The organism is Streptomyces showdoensis, from assembly GCF_039535475.1.
Taxonomy (GTDB): Bacteria; Actinomycetota; Actinomycetes; order Streptomycetales; family Streptomycetaceae; genus Streptomyces; species Streptomyces showdoensis.
In genome coordinates this window covers 680,981-700,278 of the sequence record NZ_BAAAXG010000028.1, presented here as the reverse complement: position 1 = coordinate 700,278, position 19,298 = coordinate 680,981, and the positions used below count along the sequence as shown (strand labels likewise).

Genomic DNA, 19,298 nt, shown 5'->3' with positions numbered 1-19,298 from the left:
ATCGGGAGGACGAGGAACGGTGGCAGTCGAACAGGGGGCCCCCGCCGAGGCGCGGGAGCAGCACGCCGAGCTGGCGGAGCAGGTCGAGGAGCACCGCTTCCGGTACTACGTGAAGGACCAGCCGGTCGTCAGCGACGCGGAGTTCGACCGGCTCCTGCGGGCCCTGGAGGCCCTGGAGGAGCGGTATCCGGAGCTGCGGACGCCGGACTCGCCGACCCAGAAGGTCGCCGGGTCGTACGAGACGGAGTTCACCTCCGTGGAGCACCGCGAGCGGATGCTCTCGCTGGACAACGCGTTCGACGACGAGGAGCTGGCCGCCTGGGCCGAGCGCGTCTCGCGGGACGTCGGCACCTCCGACTTCCACTACCTGTGCGAGCTGAAGGTCGACGGCCTGGCCGTGAACCTGACGTACGAGCACGGGCGGCTGACCCGCGCGGCGACCCGCGGCGACGGGCGCACGGGCGAGGACATCACGCCGAACGTGCGGACCATCGCGGACGTCCCGGACCGGCTGCGCGGCGACCGCGTCCCGGAGCTGGTGGAGATCCGCGGCGAGGTGTACTTCCCGATGGACGCCTTCGAGGGGCTGAACGCGCGGCTGGTCGAGGCGGGCGACAAGCCCTTCGCCAACCCGCGGAACGCGGCGGCGGGTTCGCTGCGCCAGAAGGACCCGAAGGTGACGGCGACCCGCCCGCTGCACATGGTGGTGCACGGCATCGGCGCCCGCGAGGGCTTCGACATCGACAACCTGTCGCACGCCTACGAGCTGCTGCGCGAGTGGGGCCTGCCCACCGCCCGGCACAACCGGGTGGTCGACTCCCTCGACGGCGTGCGGGAGTTCATCGCGTACTTCGGCGAGAACCGGCACTCGGTGGAGCACGAGATCGACGGCGTCGTCGTCAAGCTGGACGAGATCCCGCTCCAGGGCCGGCTCGGCTCGACGGCGCGCGCCCCGCGCTGGGCGATCGCGTGGAAGTACGCGCCGGAGGAGGTCAACACCAAGCTGGTCGACATCAAGGTCGGCGTCGGCCGCACCGGGCGCGTCACGCCGTACGCGCAGGTGGAGCCGGTGACGGTGGCCGGTTCGGAGGTCGAGTTCGCCACCCTGCACAACCAGGAGGTGGTGAAGGCCAAGGGCGTGCTGATCGGCGACACGGTCGTGCTGCGCAAGGCCGGTGACGTCATCCCGGAGATCCTGGGACCGGTGGCGGACCTGCGGGACGGCAGCGAGCGGGAGTTCGTGATGCCGGCCGAGTGCCCGGAGTGCGGGACGCCGCTGAAGCCGATGAAGGAGGGGGACATCGATCTGCGCTGTCCCAACGCGCGGACCTGTCCCGCCCAGCTGCGCGAGCGGCTGTTCTTCCTGGCCGGCCGCCAGTGCCTGGACATCGAGAACTTCGGCGCGGTGGCGGCGGCGGCGCTCACCCGCCCGCTGGAGCCGGCCGAGCCGCCGCTGCTCGACGAGGGCGACCTCTTCGACCTGACGATCGAGCGGCTGCTGCCGATCAAGGCGTACGTGCTGGATCCGGACAGCGGGCTGCCCAAGCGGGACCCGAAGACCGGCGAGGAGAAGATCGTCACGGTCTTCGCCAACCAGAAGGGCGAGCCGAAGAAGAACGCGCTGGCGATGCTGGAGAACATCGCGGCGGCGAAGACGCGCCCGCTGGCCCGCTTCATCAACGGTCTGTCGATCCGTCACGTCGGCCCGGTCGCCGCGGAGGCGCTGGCCCGCGAGTTCCGTTCCCTGGAGCGGATCGAGCAGGCGACGGAAGAGGAGCTGGCGGCGGTCGACGGGGTCGGCGGGATCATCGCGACCGCGGTGAAGCAGTGGTTCGCCGAGGAGTGGCACCAGGAGATCGTGCGCAAGTGGCGCGCGGCCGGGGTGGCCCTGGAGGACGAGGGCGCCGGCGAGGAGACCGGGCCGCGACCGCTGGACGGTCTGACGGTGGTCGTGACGGGCACCCTGCAGGACTTCACCAGGGATGGCGCAAAAGAGTCGCTGCAAGCCCGTGGAGCGAAGGTGACAGGTTCCGTTTCGAAGAAGACCGCCTTTGTCGTTGTCGGTGACAACCCGGGATCGAAGTACGACAAGGCGATGCAGCTGAAGGTTCCGGTTCTGAACGAGGAAGGCTTCGCCGTCCTGCTCGAACAGGGTCCCGACGCAGCTCGGGAGGTGGCCCTCCCGGTCGCCGAGTAGTCCCTCGACGGGCCGCGGAAGCTCACCCGTTCGGCGCATACCAGATCGTTACGGGTGGCCGGGTCGCATTCGGGCAAGAGATGGAGAGCGCTGCCCGTCGGAGCCCTCCGCGGCCTAGTGTGGTGACCGTGCGTCCGCCGCGCACGGCTGTGTGAGGGCCCTGCCGGGTGCAGGAGCAGGACACGCGGTACGACGAGCGGCGGCACGACGGCCCAGTGGCATGACGACGGCCCCCGCGTTGCGACGGCACCGCCGGTTGTGAGAGGGACGGGAATGAAACCGACCGAGAGTGCCGCCCCGGTAGCACGGCCCCAGGGCCGTGCGGCGTTCGTGGGCATCACCTCCGGGCTGCCCGGAGCGCTGGTGGGCATCGCCGCCGTCGTGCTCGCGGCCGGGCTGTACCGGACGCTCAGCACCGGCCAGGGGCTCTTCCCCGGCGGCGCCGCCGGCTGGTCCCTCGCCGTCCTCACCGGCCTGATCGTCGGCCACCTGGTCGCACTCGGCCGCGACCGCTGGTGGGGCGGCACCGGCTCCGGCGCCGCCCTCACCCTGGCCGTCCTGCTGCTGTACGGCTGGGTGCCGGCCTGTCTGGTCTCCCTCTCCGTCGTCGTGCTCGTCGCCGCCGCCCGTCGGCACCGCTGGCGGCACGGCCTGCTGCACGGCGCCGTGGACGTGATCGGCGCCTGCGCCGCCGCCCTCGTCCTCGCCACCTTCGGCGACGTGCCGACCGTCGCGGAACCCTGGCAGCCCCTCGACTGGGGGATCGCCGACGTACCGGAAGTCGTGCTCGCCGCCCTCGCCTATCTCGTGGTGACCCGGCTGCTCCTGTGGTACGCGCTCGCCCCCCAGGGCGGCGCCCTGCCCACCGCGGCCCGCACCGCCCTGCTCCGCCAGGGCCTCGTCGCCGTCGCCCTCCTCGGCATCGCCCCCCTCATCTGCGTCGTCGCCGTCGCCCGCCCCCCGCTGCTGCCGCTCTTCGTCGTCCCGCTGATCGCCCTCGACTCCACCCTGTGGATCGCCCGGGCCCGCGCCGAGGAGCAGCTGCGCGACCCGCTCACCGGCCTGCCCAACCGCCAGTGGCTCCTGGAACGCACCTGGACGGCCCTGGAGGAGGCCGAGGGGGAGGGCGTCCGCTCCGCGCTCGTCCTCATCGACCTCGACCGCTTCCGCTCGGTCAACGACACCCTCGGGCACCTCGCCGGCGACCGGCTGCTCCTCCAGATCGCCGAACGGCTCCGGCTCGCCCTGCCCCGCGGGGCCGAGGCCGCGCGGCTCGGCGGCGACGAGTTCGCCGTCCTGCTGCCCACCGCCGACTCCACCACCAGCGCCCAGCGCGTCGCCCGCCACCTCGTCGCCGAGCTCTCCTCCCCGCTCGACCTCGACGGACTCACCCTGGTCCTGGAGGCCAGCGCCGGCGTCGCCGTCTTCCCCGAGCACGCCCTGGACGCCGAGGGGCTGCTGCGCCGGGCCGACGTGGCGATGTACCAGGCCAAGCGCGACCGCACGGGCGTCGAGGTCTACGAGTCGAAGCGCGACTCCAACACCCCCGACCGCCTGGGCCTCCTCGGCGACCTGCGGCGCGCCCTGGACGCCGGCGAGGTCGAGCTGCACTACCAGCCCAAGGTCCGCTTCGACGGCCAGGTCGCCGGACTGGAGGCCCTGGTCCGCTGGGTCCACCCCGAGCGCGGCAAGGTCCCGCCGGACGAGTTCATCGCCATCGCCGAGTCCTCCGGGCTGATGCCCCACCTCACCGAGTACGTCCTGGAGACCGCCCTCGCCCAGGTGGCCCGCTGGCGCGCCCAGGGACTCAACGTGCCGGTCGCGGTCAACGTCTCCCCGCGCGACGTCCACACCCCCGGCTTCGCGGGCGCCGTGGCCGCCCGGCTCGCCCGGCACGGCGTACCGGCCGGGGCGCTCCAGCTGGAGATAACGGAGCACGTGCTCCTGGAGGACCCGCAGCGGGCCGCCGACACCATGGCCGGGCTCACCGGCCACGGCGTCAAGATGTCGCTCGACGACTTCGGCACCGGCTACTCCTCCCTCGTCCACCTGCGCCGCCTCCCGGTGAGCGAGCTGAAGATCGACCGCTCCTTCGTCGCCCGGCTCGCCGTCGACAACGAGGACGCCGAGATCGTCCGCTGCACGGTGGACCTGGCGCACTCCCTCGGCCTGCTGGTGGTCGCCGAGGGCGTCGAGGACGACGAGACCTGGGAGCGGCTGCGCGACCTGGGCTGCGACGCGGTCCAGGGCTGGCTGGTCGCGGCCGCCATGCCGCCCGGCGAGACCACTGCCTGGCTGCGCGCCCGCGGCGAGCACGGCTGGCGCCGCCCCTCGGAGATCGCGGCGAGCGCCGCCGCCGCGAACGCGATGACCCCCATGAACCCCATGAACCCCGTGAACCCCGTGAACACGGCGACGGCGGTGAACTCCGTGAACGCGGTGAACACCGCCGCGGTGGACTTCGACCGCCCGTCGGGGCACGTCGTGCAGTGACGCCCGGACCCGGCCGGGGAGCACCGGCCGGGGGCCGTCGGGGAGCCGCCACGGGCCCGCGGACGGAGGCCCGTGGGCCCGGCGCGGGCAAACCGTTTCACGGGCAGCGGTGCGGGCCCCCTAGGATTGGGCCAACACCATCAAGCACCCCTGAGGATCCGCATGCCTGGCATCACGCGCGAGGAGGTCGCCCACCTCGCCCGGCTGGCGCGTCTGGAACTCGCCGACGAAGAACTCGATCACTTCGCCGGCCAGCTCGACGACATCATCGGCGCGGTCGCCCGCGTCTCCGAGGTCGCCGACCAAGACGTACCGCCGACCTCCCACCCGCTGCCGCTGACCAACGTCATGCGCGCGGACGAGGTCCGTCCGTCGCTCACCCCCGAGCAGGCGCTCTCCGGCGCCCCGGCCCAGGAGCAGCAGCGTTTCAAGGTGCCGCAGATCCTGGGGGAGGACTAAGAAGTCATGACGGACAACAGCACCATCATCAAGCTCACCGCCGCCGAGATCGCGGCGAAGATCGCCTCCGGCGAGCTCACCGCCGTCCAGGTCACCGAGGCCCACCTGGCCCGGATCGAGGCCGTGGACGAGAAGGTCCACGCCTTCCTGCACGTCGACCGCGAGGGCGCGCTCGCGCAGGCCCGCGCCGTGGACGAGAAGCGTGCCCGCGGCGAGGAGCTGGGTCCGCTCGCCGGCGTCCCGCTCGCGCTGAAGGACATCTTCACCACCCAGGGCATCCCGACCACGGTCGGCTCCAAGATGCTCGAGGGCTGGATCCCGCCCTACGACGCGACCCTCGTGAAGCGGCTCAAGGCCGCCGACGTGGTCATCCTGGGCAAGACCAACATGGACGAGTTCGCCATGGGCTCCTCCACGGAGAACAGCGCGTACGGCCCGACCGGCAACCCCTGGGACCTCACCCGGATCCCCGGCGGCTCCGGCGGTGGCTCCTCGGCCGCCCTCGCCGCGTACCAGGCCCCGCTCGCCATCGGCACGGACACCGGCGGTTCCATCCGCCAGCCCGCCGCCGTCACCGGCACGGTCGGCGTCAAGCCGACCTACGGCGCGGTCTCCCGCTACGGCATGGTGGCCTTCTCGTCCTCGCTCGACCAGGGCGGCCCCTGTGCCCGTACGGTCCTCGACGCGGCCCTGCTGCACGAGGCCATCGCCGGCCACGACCCGCTCGACTCGACCTCCATCGACGCGCCGGTCCCGCCGGTCGTCGAGGCGGCCCGCAACGGCTCGGTCGCCGGGATGCGCGTCGGCGTCGTCAAGCAGTTCCGCGGCGAGGGCTACCAGGCCGGCGTCGTGCAGCGCTTCGACGAGTCCGTCGAGCTGCTGAAGTCGCTGGGCGCCGAGATCGTGGAGCTGGACTGCCCCACCTTCGACCTCGCGCTCTCCGCGTACTACCTGATCGCCCCGTCGGAGTGCTCCTCCAACCTGGCCCGCTTCGACGGTCTGCGCTACGGCCTGCGGGCCGGCGACGACGGTTCCCGGTCCGCCGAGGACGTCACCGCGCTCACCCGCGAGGCCGGCTTCGGCCCCGAGGTCAAGCGCCGCATCATCCTCGGTACGTACGCGCTGAGCTCGGGCTACTACGACGCCTGGTTCGGCTCGGCCCAGAAGGTCCGCACGCTCATCACCCGCGAGTTCGAGGCCGCCTTCGAGCAGGTCGACGTGATCGTCTCCCCGACGACCCCGACCACCGCCTTCGCGATCGGCGAGCGCGCCGACGACCCGATGGCGATGTACCTCGCGGACCTGTGCACCATCCCGACCAACCTGGCGGGCAACGCCGCCATGTCGCTGCCCTGCGGCCTCGCGCCGGAGGACGGCCTGCCGGTCGGTCTGCAGATCATCGCCCCCGCACTGAAGGACGACCGGCTGTACAAGGTCGGTGCCGCCGTCGAGGCCGCCTTCGTGGAAAAGTGGGGTCACCCGCTGCTCGAGGAGGCTCCGTCGCTGTGAGTACCAGTGCACTGCAGAAGGCCAAGGGCTTCAAGAAGTCCAAGACCGGCACGTACGTGTCGATGGGCACCACCGCCTTCGGCGCGCTCAGCGTGGCGAAGCAGGTCAAGAAGGCGCGCGCCGAGCACGACACGCTGAAGCTGGTCGACGCCGTCGTCTCCGCCGCCGCCATCGTCACCGGCCTCGCGATCCTGTACCGCGAGCTGAAGCGCCTCGGCGACGACGACGTCCTGCTGGGCTGAGAGGGAAGTTCCACCGTGACTGTCACTGAACTGCTGTCGTACGAAGCGGCGCTCGCCGCGTACGACCCCGTCATGGGCCTCGAGGTCCATGTCGAGCTGGGCACCAAGACCAAGATGTTCTGCGGCTGCTCGACCGAGCTCGGCCAGGACGCGAACACGCAGACCTGCCCGACCTGCCTCGGCCTGCCGGGCGCGCTCCCGGTCGTCAACGCGATCGGCGTCGAGTCCGCCGTCAAGATCGGTCTCGCGCTGAACTGCGAGATCGCCGAGTGGTGCCGCTTCGCCCGGAAGAACTACTTCTATCCGGACATGCCGAAGAACTTCCAGACCTCGCAGTACGACGAGCCGATCGCCTTCAACGGCTATCTGGACGTCCAGCTGGAGGACGGCGAGATCTTCCGCGTGGAGATCGAGCGCGCCCACATGGAGGAGGACACCGGCAAGTCCACCCACATCGGTGGCGCGACCGGCCGCATCCACGGCGCCTCGCACTCGCTGCTCGACTACAACCGGGCCGGCATCCCGCTCATCGAGATCGTCACCAAGCCGATCGTCGGTGCGGGCGAGCGCGCTCCCGAGGTCGCCAAGGCGTACGTGGCGGAGCTGCGCGAGCTGATCAAGGCCCTGGGCGTCTCCGAGGCGCGCATGGACAAGGGCCAGATGCGCTGCGACGTCAACCTGTCCCTGATGCCGAAGGGTTCGAGCACCTTCGGCACGCGTTCGGAGACGAAGAACGTCAACTCGCTGCGCTCCGTGGAGCGTGCGGCGCGCTTCGAGATCCAGCGCCACGCGGCGGTCCTGACCTCCGGCGGCTCGATCCTGCAGGAGACCCGTCACTTCCACGAGGACGACGGCAGCACCACCTCCGGCCGGATCAAGGACAACGCCGAGGACTACCGCTACTTCCCGGAGCCGGACCTGGTCCCGGTCGCCCCGGCCCGCGCGTGGGTCGAGGAGCTGCGGGCGGCCCTGCCGGAGCTCCCCCGGGTGCGCCGCAACCGGCTGCGCGAGGAGTGGGGCGTGTCCGAGCTGGACATGCAGGCCATCCTCAACGCGGGCGCGGTCGACCCGATCGTCGCCACGACCGAGGCGGGCGCCGACGCGGCGTCGGCCCGCAAGTGGTGGATGGGCGAGCTCGCCCGTAACGCCAACGAGCAGGGCGTCGCGCTCGACGAGCTCCCGATCACCCCGGCGGACGTCGCCCGCGTGTCGGCTCTGGTCGCCTCCGGCGACCTGAACGACAAGCTGGCCCGCCAGGTCATCGAGGGCGTCCTCGCGGGCGAGGGCACCCCGGACGAGGTCGTCGAGAAGCGCGGCCTGAAGGTCGTCTCGGACGACGGCGCGCTCGGCGCGGCGGTCGACGAGGCCATCGCGGGCAACGCGGCCATCGCGGACAAGATCCGCGGCGGCAAGGTCGCCGCGGTCGGCGCCCTGGTCGGCGCGGTCATGAAGGCCACCCGCGGTCAGGCCGACGCGGCGCGCGTGAAGGACCTGATCCTGGAGAAGCTGGGCGTCAGCGAGGGCTGATCCCCGGCATCGCACGCGAGCGGCCCCGCACCGGAGTTCCGGTGCGGGGCCGTCGTCATGCGGGGGTGGTCATCAGAAGCAGGGCACCGAGGTGGTCGGCAGGACCTGGAGGGAGCTGGCCTCGTCGCGCTGGCCCTGGCCGTTGCCGTCGACGAAGTCGTCCGACAGGCGGTCGTGGGTCACGTAGCTGCCCGGGTTCACGCAGAAGACGCGGTTCTGGTAGTTCACGTCGTAGTAGTAGTGGCTCTCGTAGCCGCTGTTGCTGGAGTTGCTGGCGGACCACGAGTTGTCGTTCACCAGGTGCCCGCTGGGGGAGAACGCGTCGTCCGTGAAGTTGGGGTCGCTGTTGAAGTAGTTGTGCGAGGCGGTCCCGATGCTGCCCTCGAACAGGCAGTGGTAGCCCGAGGGACAGTTGGGGCCGGCCGCGGCGGTCGAGGCCGTCGCGATGCCGCCGCCCACCAGGAGCGCGGTCGCGCCGGCGACGGCCGCGAACTTGGCGCGGAGCCCGGACTTCATTTCAAGCATGGACATGCCAATCTCTCATTCGTGTCGGTGTGTCGGTGTGTCGGTGTGTTCGGGAAACATCCGCTCCCGGTTCAGGGGCGGAAGACCGTGGTGGCCAGGACCTCGCCGGCCGCCTCGTCCTGGCGGGCCGACAGCTTCCTCCAGTCCCGGCCGATGTCGGGGTGCTCGTCCAGCCAGCGCTGCTGCACGGCGGCGAGCCGCCGGTACGCCGTGGTCAGGTACCCCGTCTCCGCCTTGCAGCGCAGATCCGCCGCGGCGACCGGACCGCTCCGCCGCTCCTCCTCCGAGCGCAGCGAACGCTGGACCTGTACGGGATCCTGGGCCTTGACCCGGGCCCGGTCCATGCACGCCCGCCAGCGGGCGGTCGCCGCGCGGAACGCGGAGTCCTCCTCCACCTTCCGGCGGGCGTCCTCCTGCGCCTCGAACAGCCTGATCCGTACCTGGAGCCAGCGCATCCGGCCCTCGCCGAGCAGCCGCTCCTCCGCCTCGGCCAGGCAGCCCTCGCCCGGCCGGGAGACGCTCAGCCGCAGGCCCCTGGCGGTGACCCGCCGGGCCTCGTCGCCGAAGAGCGCCCGCGCGTACGCGTCGGTGCTCTCCGGGCTGCCGGGCGCGGGCGGAGCCTCGGGGGACGGCGTGGGGGAGGCCGTGCGGGGCGGTGCCGCGGACTCCAGACCGAAGGGCCGCGGGCGCTCGTCGGCGCCCGGATCCTCCGCGGAGCCGTCCGGAGCCCGGGGCGGCGGGACCGGGGCGTACCGGAACCCCCGCCCGGCCATGCAGGCGACGGCGATCCTCTGCTGGGCCACGGCGGCGCGCGGCTGCGGGGTGTAGAGCAGGCCGGTGACGGGCGGCAGCCGGTGCAGCGCGGTCAGCCCGGCGGGGTCCGCGCCCCGGTGCGCGCCGGGATCGGCGGCCCCCGCCCCGGTGCCCGTGCCCGCGCACCCGGCGGCCGCGGCGACGACCATCCCGGCGGCCACCGCGCGGATCAGCTTCGTCAGGGCCTCGGGCATTTTTCGGTCCACCGTCCTGTTGGAGAGTCGTGCTGATCAGCACCGGACGGGGCAGAGTCTGCGCGGACGGGGGGAGTGCCGTGTACATGTGTGCGCTGGAGCGCAATGTCCCAGGTGGGAGGGGCTGAGGTGTTACGCATTCACTTCACCGGCGAGGATCTCGCCCGGATGCGGATCGCGGCCGAGCCGGACCCGATGTGGGAGATGCAGCTCAGCCTCCACCGGCTGCAGAGGCGGGACGCGGGCGTGGTGTTCGGCCCCTGGCTGCGGGAGTCGCTGGCCCGGGTGCCCCCGGCCACCCGGCTGCTGACGACGCTCGTGCCGGCCACCGGGTACGCCCCCGACTTCCTGACGCCCGCGGTCGGCGGGGGCCTCGCCGCCCAGGTGGAGGCCCTGCGGTCCACGCCCAGGCAGCGACTGCTGCGGGACCTGCGGCAGTTCGCCCGGCAGGACGTCGCCCGGCGGCTGCCGGCATGGGTCCGGGAGCTCGCGGAGGGGGAGCCCGCGGGGCTGGGCCCGGTCGCGGACGCGGCGCAGGCGTACATCGACGCCGTGCTCGGTCCCTTCTGGGAGCGCATGCGCGCGCAGGTGGGCCGGGACCGGGCGCGCCGCTCGGCGGTGCTGGCCGAGGGGGGCTGGGACGCGGTCCTCAGCACGCTCCACCCGTCGGTGCGCTGGGAGTATCCGGTGCTCCGGGTGGAGGGCGCGGCCGACGGCGACCTCCACCTCGGCGGACGCGGTCTGCGGCTCCAGCCGGCCTTCTTCCGCCGCTGCGGGCCGCTCGCCCCCGGCGATCCGGCGCTCCCCCCGGTCCTCGTCCACCCGATCGAGCACGACGTCCGCTGGGCGACCCCGGACGCGGGCCCGGCGGACGGGCAGGCGCTCGCGGCCCTGATCGGCCCCACCCGGGCCAGCCTGCTGTCCGCGCTCGCCGACGGCGTGGCCAACACGGGCGAACTCGCCCGCCTCGCCGGCACCACCGCTCCCAACGCCAGCCGGCACATCACGGCCCTGCGCGAGGCGGCACTCGTCTCCAGCCAGCGGCACCGCAACGCGACGCTCCACACGGTCACCGAACTCGGCCTCGCCCTCCTGGAGGGCGGGAACCCGCGCGACCCGGCCTAGGCCGGAAAGGCCCCACGGGCCCGCGACGGACCGTCGCCGGGCGCCGCCGGTCGAGCTGTCCCGTGCGGACTGCCTGCGGATACGATCGCGACCGATCGGCAGACGATCTTCACCACGACCCGACGGGGGAACGCATGTCCACCTCTCGCAGAGCCCTGGCCTTCATGGCCGCGGGCTGTCTGTCCCTGATAGGCCTCCAGGCCGGACCGCTCGCCGCGGAGGCCGCCGCGGCCACGGACAGCGGCCGGTTCCAGGGCGTCAACTGGGCCGACCCGAGGGACAACTACGCGAGCGACGAGCTGGTCCTGTCGGGCCTGTCGAAGACCGACGACTTCCCGACGACCTACGCCAAGTCCTCGGCGATCATCGGCCAGTTCCAGAGCAAGTTCGGCGTGAACACCGTCCGGCTGCCGGTCAACCCGGCCACCGTCAACGGCGCGTACTGGCAGTCGTACACGGGCGCCATCGACGCCGCCGTGCACAAGGGCGCCAAGGTCCTGCTGGGCTACTGGGAGGCCCCGGAGACCAAGGACGGGCGGATCGACAACCAGGCGTCCTACGACGCCATGTGGTCGACGATCCTCGCCAAGTACGGCGACAACCGGCAGGTGTACTTCGAGCCGATGAACGAGCCGTTCGGCTACACCGCCGCGCAGTGGACCGACGTGGCCGCCCGCTGGCTGACCGACCACGGCCAGAACATCGCCCGCGAGCGCGTCTTCGTCGGCGGCACCGGCTACAGCGAGGACGTGCGCCCGGTGTGCGCCGACTCCCGCCTGGCCGGCACCCACCTCTCCCTGCACCACTACGGCTTCTGGCACGGTGACTGGAAGGACCGGGCCCAGTGGTCGGCCGACCTGCGCACCAAGGTCGGCGGCTGCGCCTCCCGCACGGTCCTCACCGAGTTCGGCGCGAACCTGGCCGGCGGCCTCGACTACAACGGCCCGACCAACGGCTCCCACGAGATCGCCTACCTCCAGGGCGACACGGACACCCTGCGCGAGCTCGGCATGGGCTCGGTCTACTGGCCCGGTCTGCGCAACGGCGACTGGTACAGCCTGACCGAGCTCCAGGGCACCGGAACGAACCTCACCCTGCGCACCGTCAACCAGTCCGCCGCCGACCGGCTCGCCTGGGCCTGGTTCGGCACCGGCCGGCCGTCCGTCCAGAACGGCGTGCTGCGCGGCGTCGGCTCCGGCCACTGCCTGGACGTGCCCGGCGCCTCGAAGGAGGCCGGCAGCTCGCTGATCATCTGGTGGTGCACCGCGGGCTCGGCCAACCAGCAGTGGGCCTACACGCCGGAGAAGGAGCTGCGCGTCTACGGGAACATGTGCCTGGACGCCGACCACGGCGGGCGCGGACTGATCATCTGGTACTGCAACGGCGGCGACAACCAGAAGTGGAACCTCAACGCCGACGGCACGGTGACCAACCAGCAGAACGGCTTCAACCTGGACGTCTCGGGTGCGGCCACCGCCCCGGGCAGCTCGGTCGCCCTGTGGTACGGCAACGGCGCGCCGAACCAGCGGTGGCAGCGCTCCTGACGCCTCCTAGTGCATGAACGCGGGCTTCTCCGCGGGCCTCAGCCCGCGGCGGAGCCCGCGTCTCATGAGGCGGCCCACCGGGCGCTCGATCCAGCGGTGGATGCCGTACGAGAGCAGCAGCACGAAGGTGGTGGTGACGGCCAGGGTGCCCCAGTGCCCGAGTGCCGGGACGTGGTGGGTGAGGCCCTTGGCGAACGGGATGCCGATGCTCACGTGCAGCAGGTAGAACGGGTAGGTGAGCGCGCCGGCGGTGATCAGCCACCGGTGGCGCACGTGCCGCAGCGGGCCGAGCGTGGCCAGCACCAGCACGCCGAGGAACGCGGTGAGGAGCAGGGCGCTCAGCGTCCAGGAGACCGTGTTCGTGGTGCCGGACGTGGCGAGGTGCCAGTTCACCCGGACCTGGAGCACGCTGAGCTGGTAGGCCCAGGCGAGGCCCATCACGGTCCACAGCATCAGGTTCTGCCCGAAACGGCACATCAGATAGAGCACGATCCCGGCGACGAAGAGCCCCGCGTAGGTGCTCAGGACGAACTGGTCGAGCAGGGTGAGCCGCTGGGAGTACGTGACGAAGGCGGCCACCAGCCACACGGTGCAGAAGCCGAGCATCCGCTGGTACGTGGCGCCGAACTTCAGCACCAGCACCATCAGCAGGTAGAAACGGGCCTCCACGTCGAGCGTCCAGGCGACCCCGTTGAGCAGGTCGGACCGGAGCGGCCCGGGGAACATCGTCAGGTTCGCGACGAGCTCCCGGGGGTGGAGCAGGCTGGCGGGGTCCTCGTTCCGCAGGGGGATCACCGCCACGCGCACGACGATCAGCAGCAGCACGAACCAGTACGCCGGGAAGAGCCGGGAGATCCGGGAGACGGCGAACTCGCCGGGGGTGCGGCCCCAGGCGCTCATGCAGATGACGAAGCCGCTGATGAGGAAGAACATCTCGACGCCGAGCCAGCCGTACATGGCCGCCCGGTGCACGAGGTACGCGAAGACCTTGGGCGACTCGCCCCAGGTGGCGAGCATCGGCGTGCCGAGGAAGTGGAACGCGGCGACGACGAGCGCCGCGACCAGGCGCAGCCCGTCGACCACGGCCAGCCGGGGCGGCCCCGCGGGCGCTCCGACCGACGCTCCGGCGGCGGGCCCGGCGGGGCGTGCCGAGCCCTGCGCCGGAGCCTGTTCGTCCGGGGGCGTCGGTCGTTCGGTCGTACGCGTGGCGTTCATGTGTTCCTCACGGATCGGTTGCCCCCGTACGACCCGTGACCCCGCCGGATGGTTGTCCCTCCGCCATGAGTGGCCGGAAATCGCTTGGACTCGCGGGCTGATCCGTTGGACGTTCACCGCCGTGTCCTCGTCGGGTCTTCTCTCCGTCATCCGGTCTCACTACCGTCCTCGCCGTAACCCCCCAATGGCTCGACGGAGAACCATTGGTCGTCGACTGGAGGTCGGTCTTGTCCACGGAGATGAACCGGGAGCTCTCCCGCAGGAAGCTCTTCGCCCTGGGGGGCGGCGCTCTCGGCGTCGCCGCCGCGGGATCGCTGCTGCCGCCGTCGTTGCAGGCCGCGATGGCCGCGGAGCCGCCCGCCGGGGGGCTGAACGCGGTCCGGCACGTCGTGATCCTGATGCAGGAGAACCGTTCCTTCGACCACTACTTCGGCACCCTGCGCGGCGTCCGCGGATTCGGCGACCGGAATGCCATTGAACTGCCCTCCGGCGCCTCCGTGTTCGAGCAGCCCGGCCCGGCCGGGCAGTCGGCGCGGACCGTGCTGCCCTTCCCGGTGCGGGGCGCGGCCGAGACGCAGAAGAAGGACCTCCAGTACATCGGCGACCTCGACCACTCCTGGGGCGGTGGCGGGAAGGCCTGGCACGGCGGGTGGATGGACGGTTGGGTTTCGGCCAAGACCGCGGCCACCATGGCGTACTACGACCGGCGGGACATCCCCCTGCACTACGAGCTCGCCGACACCTTCACCGTCTGCGACGCCTACCACTCCTCCATCCACACCTCCACCAGCCCCAACCGCAACCACCTCTGGTCCGGCTGGACCGGCCACGAGGCCGACGGCAGCCGTGCCGTCACCAACGCCGCCTACGCGGAGGGCACCCACCCCGGCTACGGCTGGTCCACCTACGCCGAGCGGCTCGAAGCCGCCGGGCGGAGCTGGAAGACGTACACCGAGTGGGAGAACTTCACCGACAACAACATCGAGTTCTTCACCAGCTTCAAGAAGATCGCCCGCAAGGCCCTCGCCGGCACCGGCGGGCACACCTTCATGGAGTCCTTCTACGCCGCCGTCCGCGACACCGACGACCTCGCCGAGCGGACCCGCCTGCTCGGCCTCCTGGAGCGGGGCGTCGCGACCCTCACCGCCGCCGAGCGCTCCCTGTTCGAGCGCGGTCTGCGCCGGGTCGAGACCGGCACCCTCGCCGACGCCTTCCGCGCCGACGTCGCCGCCGGGACCCTTCCCGAGGTCTCCTACCTGGTGCCCTCCGCCATCGACTCCGAGCACCCCGGCTCCTCCTCGCCGGTCGCCTCCGCCTCCCTCGTCTACAAGGTCCTCGACGCCCTCGGCGCGCATCCCGAGGTCTGGCGGCACACCGTCGTCCTGATCAACTACGACGAGAACGACGGCTTCTTCGACCACGTGCCGCCGCCCGTCCCGGCCGCCGACGACCCGGCCGGCGACGCCGAGCGCTGGAAGGGCCAGCCCACCGGCCTCGGCATCCGGGTCCCGCTGCTCGTGGTCTCCCCCTGGTCGGTCGGCGGCTACGTCTGCTCCGAGACCTTCGACCACACCTCCGTGATCCGCTTCCTGGAGAAGCTGACCGGGATCCGGGAGCCCAACATCACCCCCTGGCGCCGGGCCGTCACCGGCGACCTCACCTCCGCCTTCGACTTCACGCGCACCCGCCGCCGGCCGCCCGTCGAGCAGCCCGGGCCCGTCCCGCCCTTCACCGGTCGCTGGCGCCCCCAGCCCCCGGCGGTGCAGTCCATGCCCGTCCAGGAGCCCGGCACCCGCCCGGCGCGACCGCTGCCGTACCAGCCGGACGCCTCGGCCACGGTCGGCGACGGCGTCGTCACCGTGGCGCTGCGGAACACCGGCCGGGCCGGCGCGCACTTCGCCCTCTACCCGTACGCGGGCGAGTTCCCGGTCCCGCAGCACCGGGACGTGCGGGGCACCGGGGAGTGGACCGTCCCCCTGACCCGGGACCACTACCGCTTCACGGTCACCGGCCCCAACGGCTTCCGCCGCGAGTTCGAGGGGCCCGCCGCGGGCGGCGCCCAGCTCGCCTCGCGCGTCGACCACCACGACCGCGACCTGCACCTCACCGTCCGCAACGACTCGGACGCCAAGATCTCCTTCACGGTCCGGCCGCTCGGCTACGTGGACGAGCGCGACCTGGCCGACTGGACCCGCACCGTCACGGTCAAGCCCGGCCGGACCCGTACCGTCGTGCACTCCGCGGCCGACGCCCACGGCTGGTACGACGTCGAGGTGACCGGCCCCGACGGCTTCCGCCGGCGCCTGATGGGCCACATCGAGAACGGGCGGCCCAGCGTCTCCGGCTAGTCCGGGCTGCTCGTCCCGGAGGGGTCGGGACCTCGGTCCCGACCCGCTCCGGACACTCTGTGAGGATCGCCACGAAACGGGCAAACGATCACGTTTGGCTGTAACAGTGGGGCCAGTACCGATCCACCCAGGGAGCGCGTCCGTTGGCAGCCATCGCACGGTGGTGCATCAAGCACCGCCTCGTCGCCGTTCTCCTCTGGCTCCTCGCCCTCGGCGGGGCCGCGACCGGAGCGGCGATCGCCGGCAACGCGTACTCCAACGACTACGAGGTCCCCGGCACCGAGTCCGGCCGGGCCACCGCCCTGCTCGAACAGGGCTTCCGCGGCGCCGGCGGGGACAGCGACACCATCGTCTGGCACACCGACCGCGGCAGCGTCCGCGCCGCCGGCGTCGAGCAGCGGATGACCGCCATGCTCGACAAGGTCGCCGAGCTCCCCGGCATCGCCTCCGTCACCTCCCCGTACGGCCCCGCCCAGGGCCAGATCAGCGAGGACGGGCGCACCGCCTACGCCACCGTCGCCTTCGACGCGCAGGCCGACGACATACCCGAGAGCCAGGCCGAGGCCCTCGTCGACACCGCCACAGCAGCCGCCGGCGACGACGTGCAGGTCGCCCTCGGCGGCAGCGCCGTCGCCCTCACCGAGGCCCCCGGCGGACACATCGCCGAGGCCGTCGGCGTGGTCGTCGCGGCCGTCGTCCTCTTCGTCGCCTTCGGCTCGCTCGCCGCCTCCGCGCTCCCCATCGCGACCGCCCTGGTCAGCGTGGGCACCGCCTACTCCGGCATCGTGCTCCTCGGCCACGTCATGACCGTCGCCGACTTCGCCCCCATGCTCGGCATGCTCATCGGCCTCGGCGTCGGCATCGACTACGCGCTGTTCATCGTCACCCGGCACCGCAAGGGCCTCAAACGCGGCCTGTCCGTGCCCGAGGCCGCGCGGACCGCGGTCGCCACCACCGGCCGCGCCGTCGTCTTCGCGGGCGCCACCGTCTGCATCGCCCTGCTCGGCATGCTGATCCTGCGGCTCAGCTTCCTCAACGGCGTCGCCATCGCCGCCTCCCTCACCGTCGTGCTCACGGTCGCCGCCTCCGTCACCCTGCTGCCCGCGCTGCTCTCCCTCATCGGGATGCGCGCCCTCAGCCGCAGGGAGCGCCGCCACCTGGCCGAGCACGGCCCGCAGCCCGAGCTGCCCACCGGCTTCGCCGCCCGCTGGTCCGCCTTCGTGGAGCGCCACCCCAAGCTGCTCGGCGCGGTCGCCGCCGTCGTCATGCTGGTGCTCGCGCTGCCGACCTTCTCCCTCCACCTCGGCACCTCCGACCAGGGCAACAACCCGGCCACCGCCACCACCCGGCAGGCCTACGACCTGCTCGCCGACGGCTTCGGGCCCGGCGTCAACGGGCCGCTGACCCTGGTCGCCTCGCTCGACGGCGGAGCCGACAAGGTGGCCCTCAACGAGCTGCCCGCCACCCTCGCGCACACCCGCGGCGTCGCGTCGGTCTCCCCGGTCACGTACAACAGCACCGGCGACACCGCCGTGCTCACCGTGGTGCCCGACTCCTCGCCCCAGTCGAAGGCCACCAGCGAGCTGGTCGACCGGCTCCGCGAGGACGTCCTGCCGAAGACCGTGGACGGCACCTCGCTCCAGGTCCACGTCGGCGGCGTCACGGCCTCCTACGACGACTTCGCCGAGATCATCGTCGGCAAGCTGCCGCTCTTCGTCGGCGTCGTCATCGCCCTCGGCTGCGTCCTGCTGCTGCTCGCCTTCCGCTCGATCGGCATCCCCCTCAAGGCCGCCGCGATGAACGTCGCGGCCGTCGCCTCCGCCTTCGGCATCGTCGTCGCGATCTTCCAGTGGGGCTGGGGCAGCGAGCTCCTGGGCCTCGGCAGCGCCGGGCCGATCGAACCCTTCCTGCCCGTGATCATGGTCTCGGTGCTCTTCGGGCTCTCCATGGACTACCAGGTCTTCCTGGTCAGCCGGATGTACGAGGAGTGGCTGGAGACCGGTGACAACCGCCGGGCGGTCCGGGTCGGCCTCGCCGAGACCAGCCGCGTGATCAACTCCGCGGCGGTCATCATGATCTCCGTCTTCCTCGCTTTCGTCCTCTCCGGCGACCGCGTCATCGCGATGTTCGGCATCGCGCTCGCCGCCGCCGTCGCCCTCGACGCCTTCGTCCTGCGCACCCTCCTCGTCCCCGCCCTCATGCACATGCTCGGCGGCGCGAACTGGTGGCTGCCCCGCTGGCTCGACCGCAGGCTGCCCCGGATCAGCATCGAACCCCCGGAGTGCCGGGCCGCCGCCGACGCCCGCGACGCCGACGCCGGCCATGCGAAGATCCCCTCGCAACGAGTGACCGTGCAGCAGACCGGGGAGAAGGACGATGTTCGCGATATCGCTGGGTGACGACGGTGCGGAACTGACCCCGCTGGAGCCGTGGCAGGCCGAGGAGCTCCTCGACCACATGGACCGCGGCCGGGAGTTCATCGGTGCCCACGTCGGCCTGCCCGACATCGTCACCGACCTCGACTCGGCCCGCTCCTACCTCCAGGGCTACGCCGACAAGGCCGCCCGCGACGCCGGCCGGCTCTACGCCATCCGCGTCGACGGCAAGCTGGTCGGCGGCGTCATGTTCCGCATCTTCGACACCGAGAGCGAGCTGGCCGAGGCCGGCTGCTGGGTCGAGCCCGGATACGCCGGCCGGGGCCTGGTCACCCGCGCCTGCCGGGTCATCCTCGACTGGGCGATCGAGGAGCGCGGCATCCACCGCGTCGAGTGGCACGTCTCCTCCGCGAACGCCCCCAGCATCGCCGTCGCCCGCCGCCTCGGCATGAGCCGCGACGGGGTCATGCGGCAGAGCTACCCCTACCGCGGCGAGCGCGCCGACATGGAGGTCTGGTCCGTCCTGGCCCCCGAATGGCGGGCCGCCAAGGCGGCCTAGGGCCAACCGGATCCGAGCCTGGGCGGTGCCCCGGGGCGCCTAAGGACCCCCGGGCGCCGCCTAAGGCCCCCCCGTACGCCGAACATGCGGCACCCGCCCGATGTGGCCGCCCCCTCTGGCCGAGGAGAGTAGAGGCATCGCAAGGAGCGATACCGAAACCGAGAAGCCAGGGA

14 protein-coding genes are annotated in these 19,298 nt (G+C 72.2%); 11 read left to right on the top strand and 3 right to left on the bottom strand.

The annotated features are described in order from the left end of the window. Window positions 1-19: 19 nt before the first annotated feature. The 6 genes from ligA to gatB all read left to right on the top strand — a co-directional run bounded on the left by ligA (window position 20) and on the right by gatB (window position 8,427). A complete protein-coding gene (gene ligA, locus ABD981_RS37745) occupies window positions 20-2,197 on the top strand; it encodes an NAD-dependent DNA ligase LigA (RefSeq protein ID WP_046905388.1) in 2,178 nt (725 codons plus the stop codon). Between the two features lie 273 nt (window positions 2,198-2,470). Continuing rightward, window positions 2,471-4,690, top strand: coding sequence for a putative bifunctional diguanylate cyclase/phosphodiesterase (locus ABD981_RS37740; RefSeq protein WP_046905389.1), 2,220 nt, complete (start codon window positions 2,471-2,473; stop codon window positions 4,688-4,690). Between the two features lie 162 nt (window positions 4,691-4,852). Next, window positions 4,853-5,149: an Asp-tRNA(Asn)/Glu-tRNA(Gln) amidotransferase subunit GatC gene (gene gatC, locus ABD981_RS37735; protein WP_046905390.1), complete on the top strand. Its 297-nt coding sequence runs from the start codon at window positions 4,853-4,855 to the stop codon at window positions 5,147-5,149. 6 nt (window positions 5,150-5,155) lie between these two features. Then, complete coding sequence (gene gatA, locus ABD981_RS37730) at window positions 5,156-6,658, top strand: Asp-tRNA(Asn)/Glu-tRNA(Gln) amidotransferase subunit GatA (protein WP_046905391.1); 1,503 nt, start codon at window positions 5,156-5,158, stop codon at window positions 6,656-6,658. Next, a complete protein-coding gene (locus tag ABD981_RS37725; RefSeq protein WP_046905392.1) occupies window positions 6,655-6,900 on the top strand; it encodes a membrane protein in 246 nt (81 codons plus the stop codon). The genes gatA and ABD981_RS37725 overlap by 4 nt, the downstream gene beginning before the upstream one ends. A gap of 15 nt (window positions 6,901-6,915) precedes the next feature. Beyond that, window positions 6,916-8,427: an Asp-tRNA(Asn)/Glu-tRNA(Gln) amidotransferase subunit GatB gene (gene gatB / locus ABD981_RS37720; RefSeq protein ID WP_046905393.1), complete on the top strand. Its 1,512-nt coding sequence runs from the start codon at window positions 6,916-6,918 to the stop codon at window positions 8,425-8,427. 72 nt (window positions 8,428-8,499) lie between these two features. On the opposite strand, the gene ABD981_RS37715 is transcribed toward gatB, so the two are convergent. Next, entirely contained in the window at window positions 8,500-8,958 is a 459-nt protein-coding gene (locus ABD981_RS37715; RefSeq protein WP_123954077.1) for a peptidase inhibitor family I36 protein, read from the bottom strand. A gap of 65 nt (window positions 8,959-9,023) precedes the next feature. Next, entirely contained in the window at window positions 9,024-9,959 is a 936-nt protein-coding gene (locus ABD981_RS37710; protein ID WP_046905395.1) for an RAD23 family protein, read from the bottom strand. Window positions 9,960-10,088: 129 nt separating this feature from the next. Here ABD981_RS37710 and ABD981_RS37705 point away from each other — a divergent pair, with 129 nt between their 5' ends. Together ABD981_RS37705 and ABD981_RS37700 are read left to right on the top strand one after the other, a co-directional pair. Then, the gene (locus ABD981_RS37705) at window positions 10,089-11,084 is read left to right on the top strand and encodes a winged helix-turn-helix domain-containing protein (protein WP_046905396.1); all 996 of its coding nucleotides are present in this window, start codon (window positions 10,089-10,091) and stop codon (window positions 11,082-11,084) included. A 134-nt stretch (window positions 11,085-11,218) separates the two neighbouring features. Further along, a complete protein-coding gene (locus ABD981_RS37700) occupies window positions 11,219-12,628 on the top strand; it encodes a ricin-type beta-trefoil lectin domain protein (protein WP_046905397.1) in 1,410 nt (469 codons plus the stop codon). 6 nt (window positions 12,629-12,634) lie between these two features. On the opposite strand, the gene ABD981_RS37695 is transcribed toward ABD981_RS37700, so the two are convergent. After that, window positions 12,635-13,843, bottom strand: a complete 1,209-nt coding sequence (locus tag ABD981_RS37695) for an acyltransferase family protein (protein WP_165590874.1) — start codon at window positions 13,841-13,843, stop codon at window positions 12,635-12,637. Window positions 13,844-14,082: 239 nt separating this feature from the next. Between ABD981_RS37695 and ABD981_RS37690 the strand changes: the two genes are divergently transcribed. From ABD981_RS37690 to ABD981_RS37680, 3 genes are all read left to right on the top strand, one after another. Beyond that, window positions 14,083-16,191 (top strand): phosphocholine-specific phospholipase C, encoded by a 2,109-nt coding sequence (locus ABD981_RS37690; RefSeq protein WP_046905545.1) that lies wholly within the window; start codon window positions 14,083-14,085, stop codon window positions 16,189-16,191. Window positions 16,192-16,334: 143 nt separating this feature from the next. Continuing rightward, entirely contained in the window at window positions 16,335-18,590 is a 2,256-nt protein-coding gene (locus tag ABD981_RS37685; RefSeq protein WP_046905398.1) for an MMPL family transporter, read from the top strand. Continuing rightward, window positions 18,568-19,125 (top strand): GNAT family N-acetyltransferase, encoded by a 558-nt coding sequence (locus ABD981_RS37680; RefSeq protein ID WP_046905399.1) that lies wholly within the window; start codon window positions 18,568-18,570, stop codon window positions 19,123-19,125. Before ABD981_RS37685 ends, ABD981_RS37680 begins: the two co-directional genes overlap by 23 nt. The last annotated feature ends 173 nt before the right edge of the window (window positions 19,126-19,298 follow it).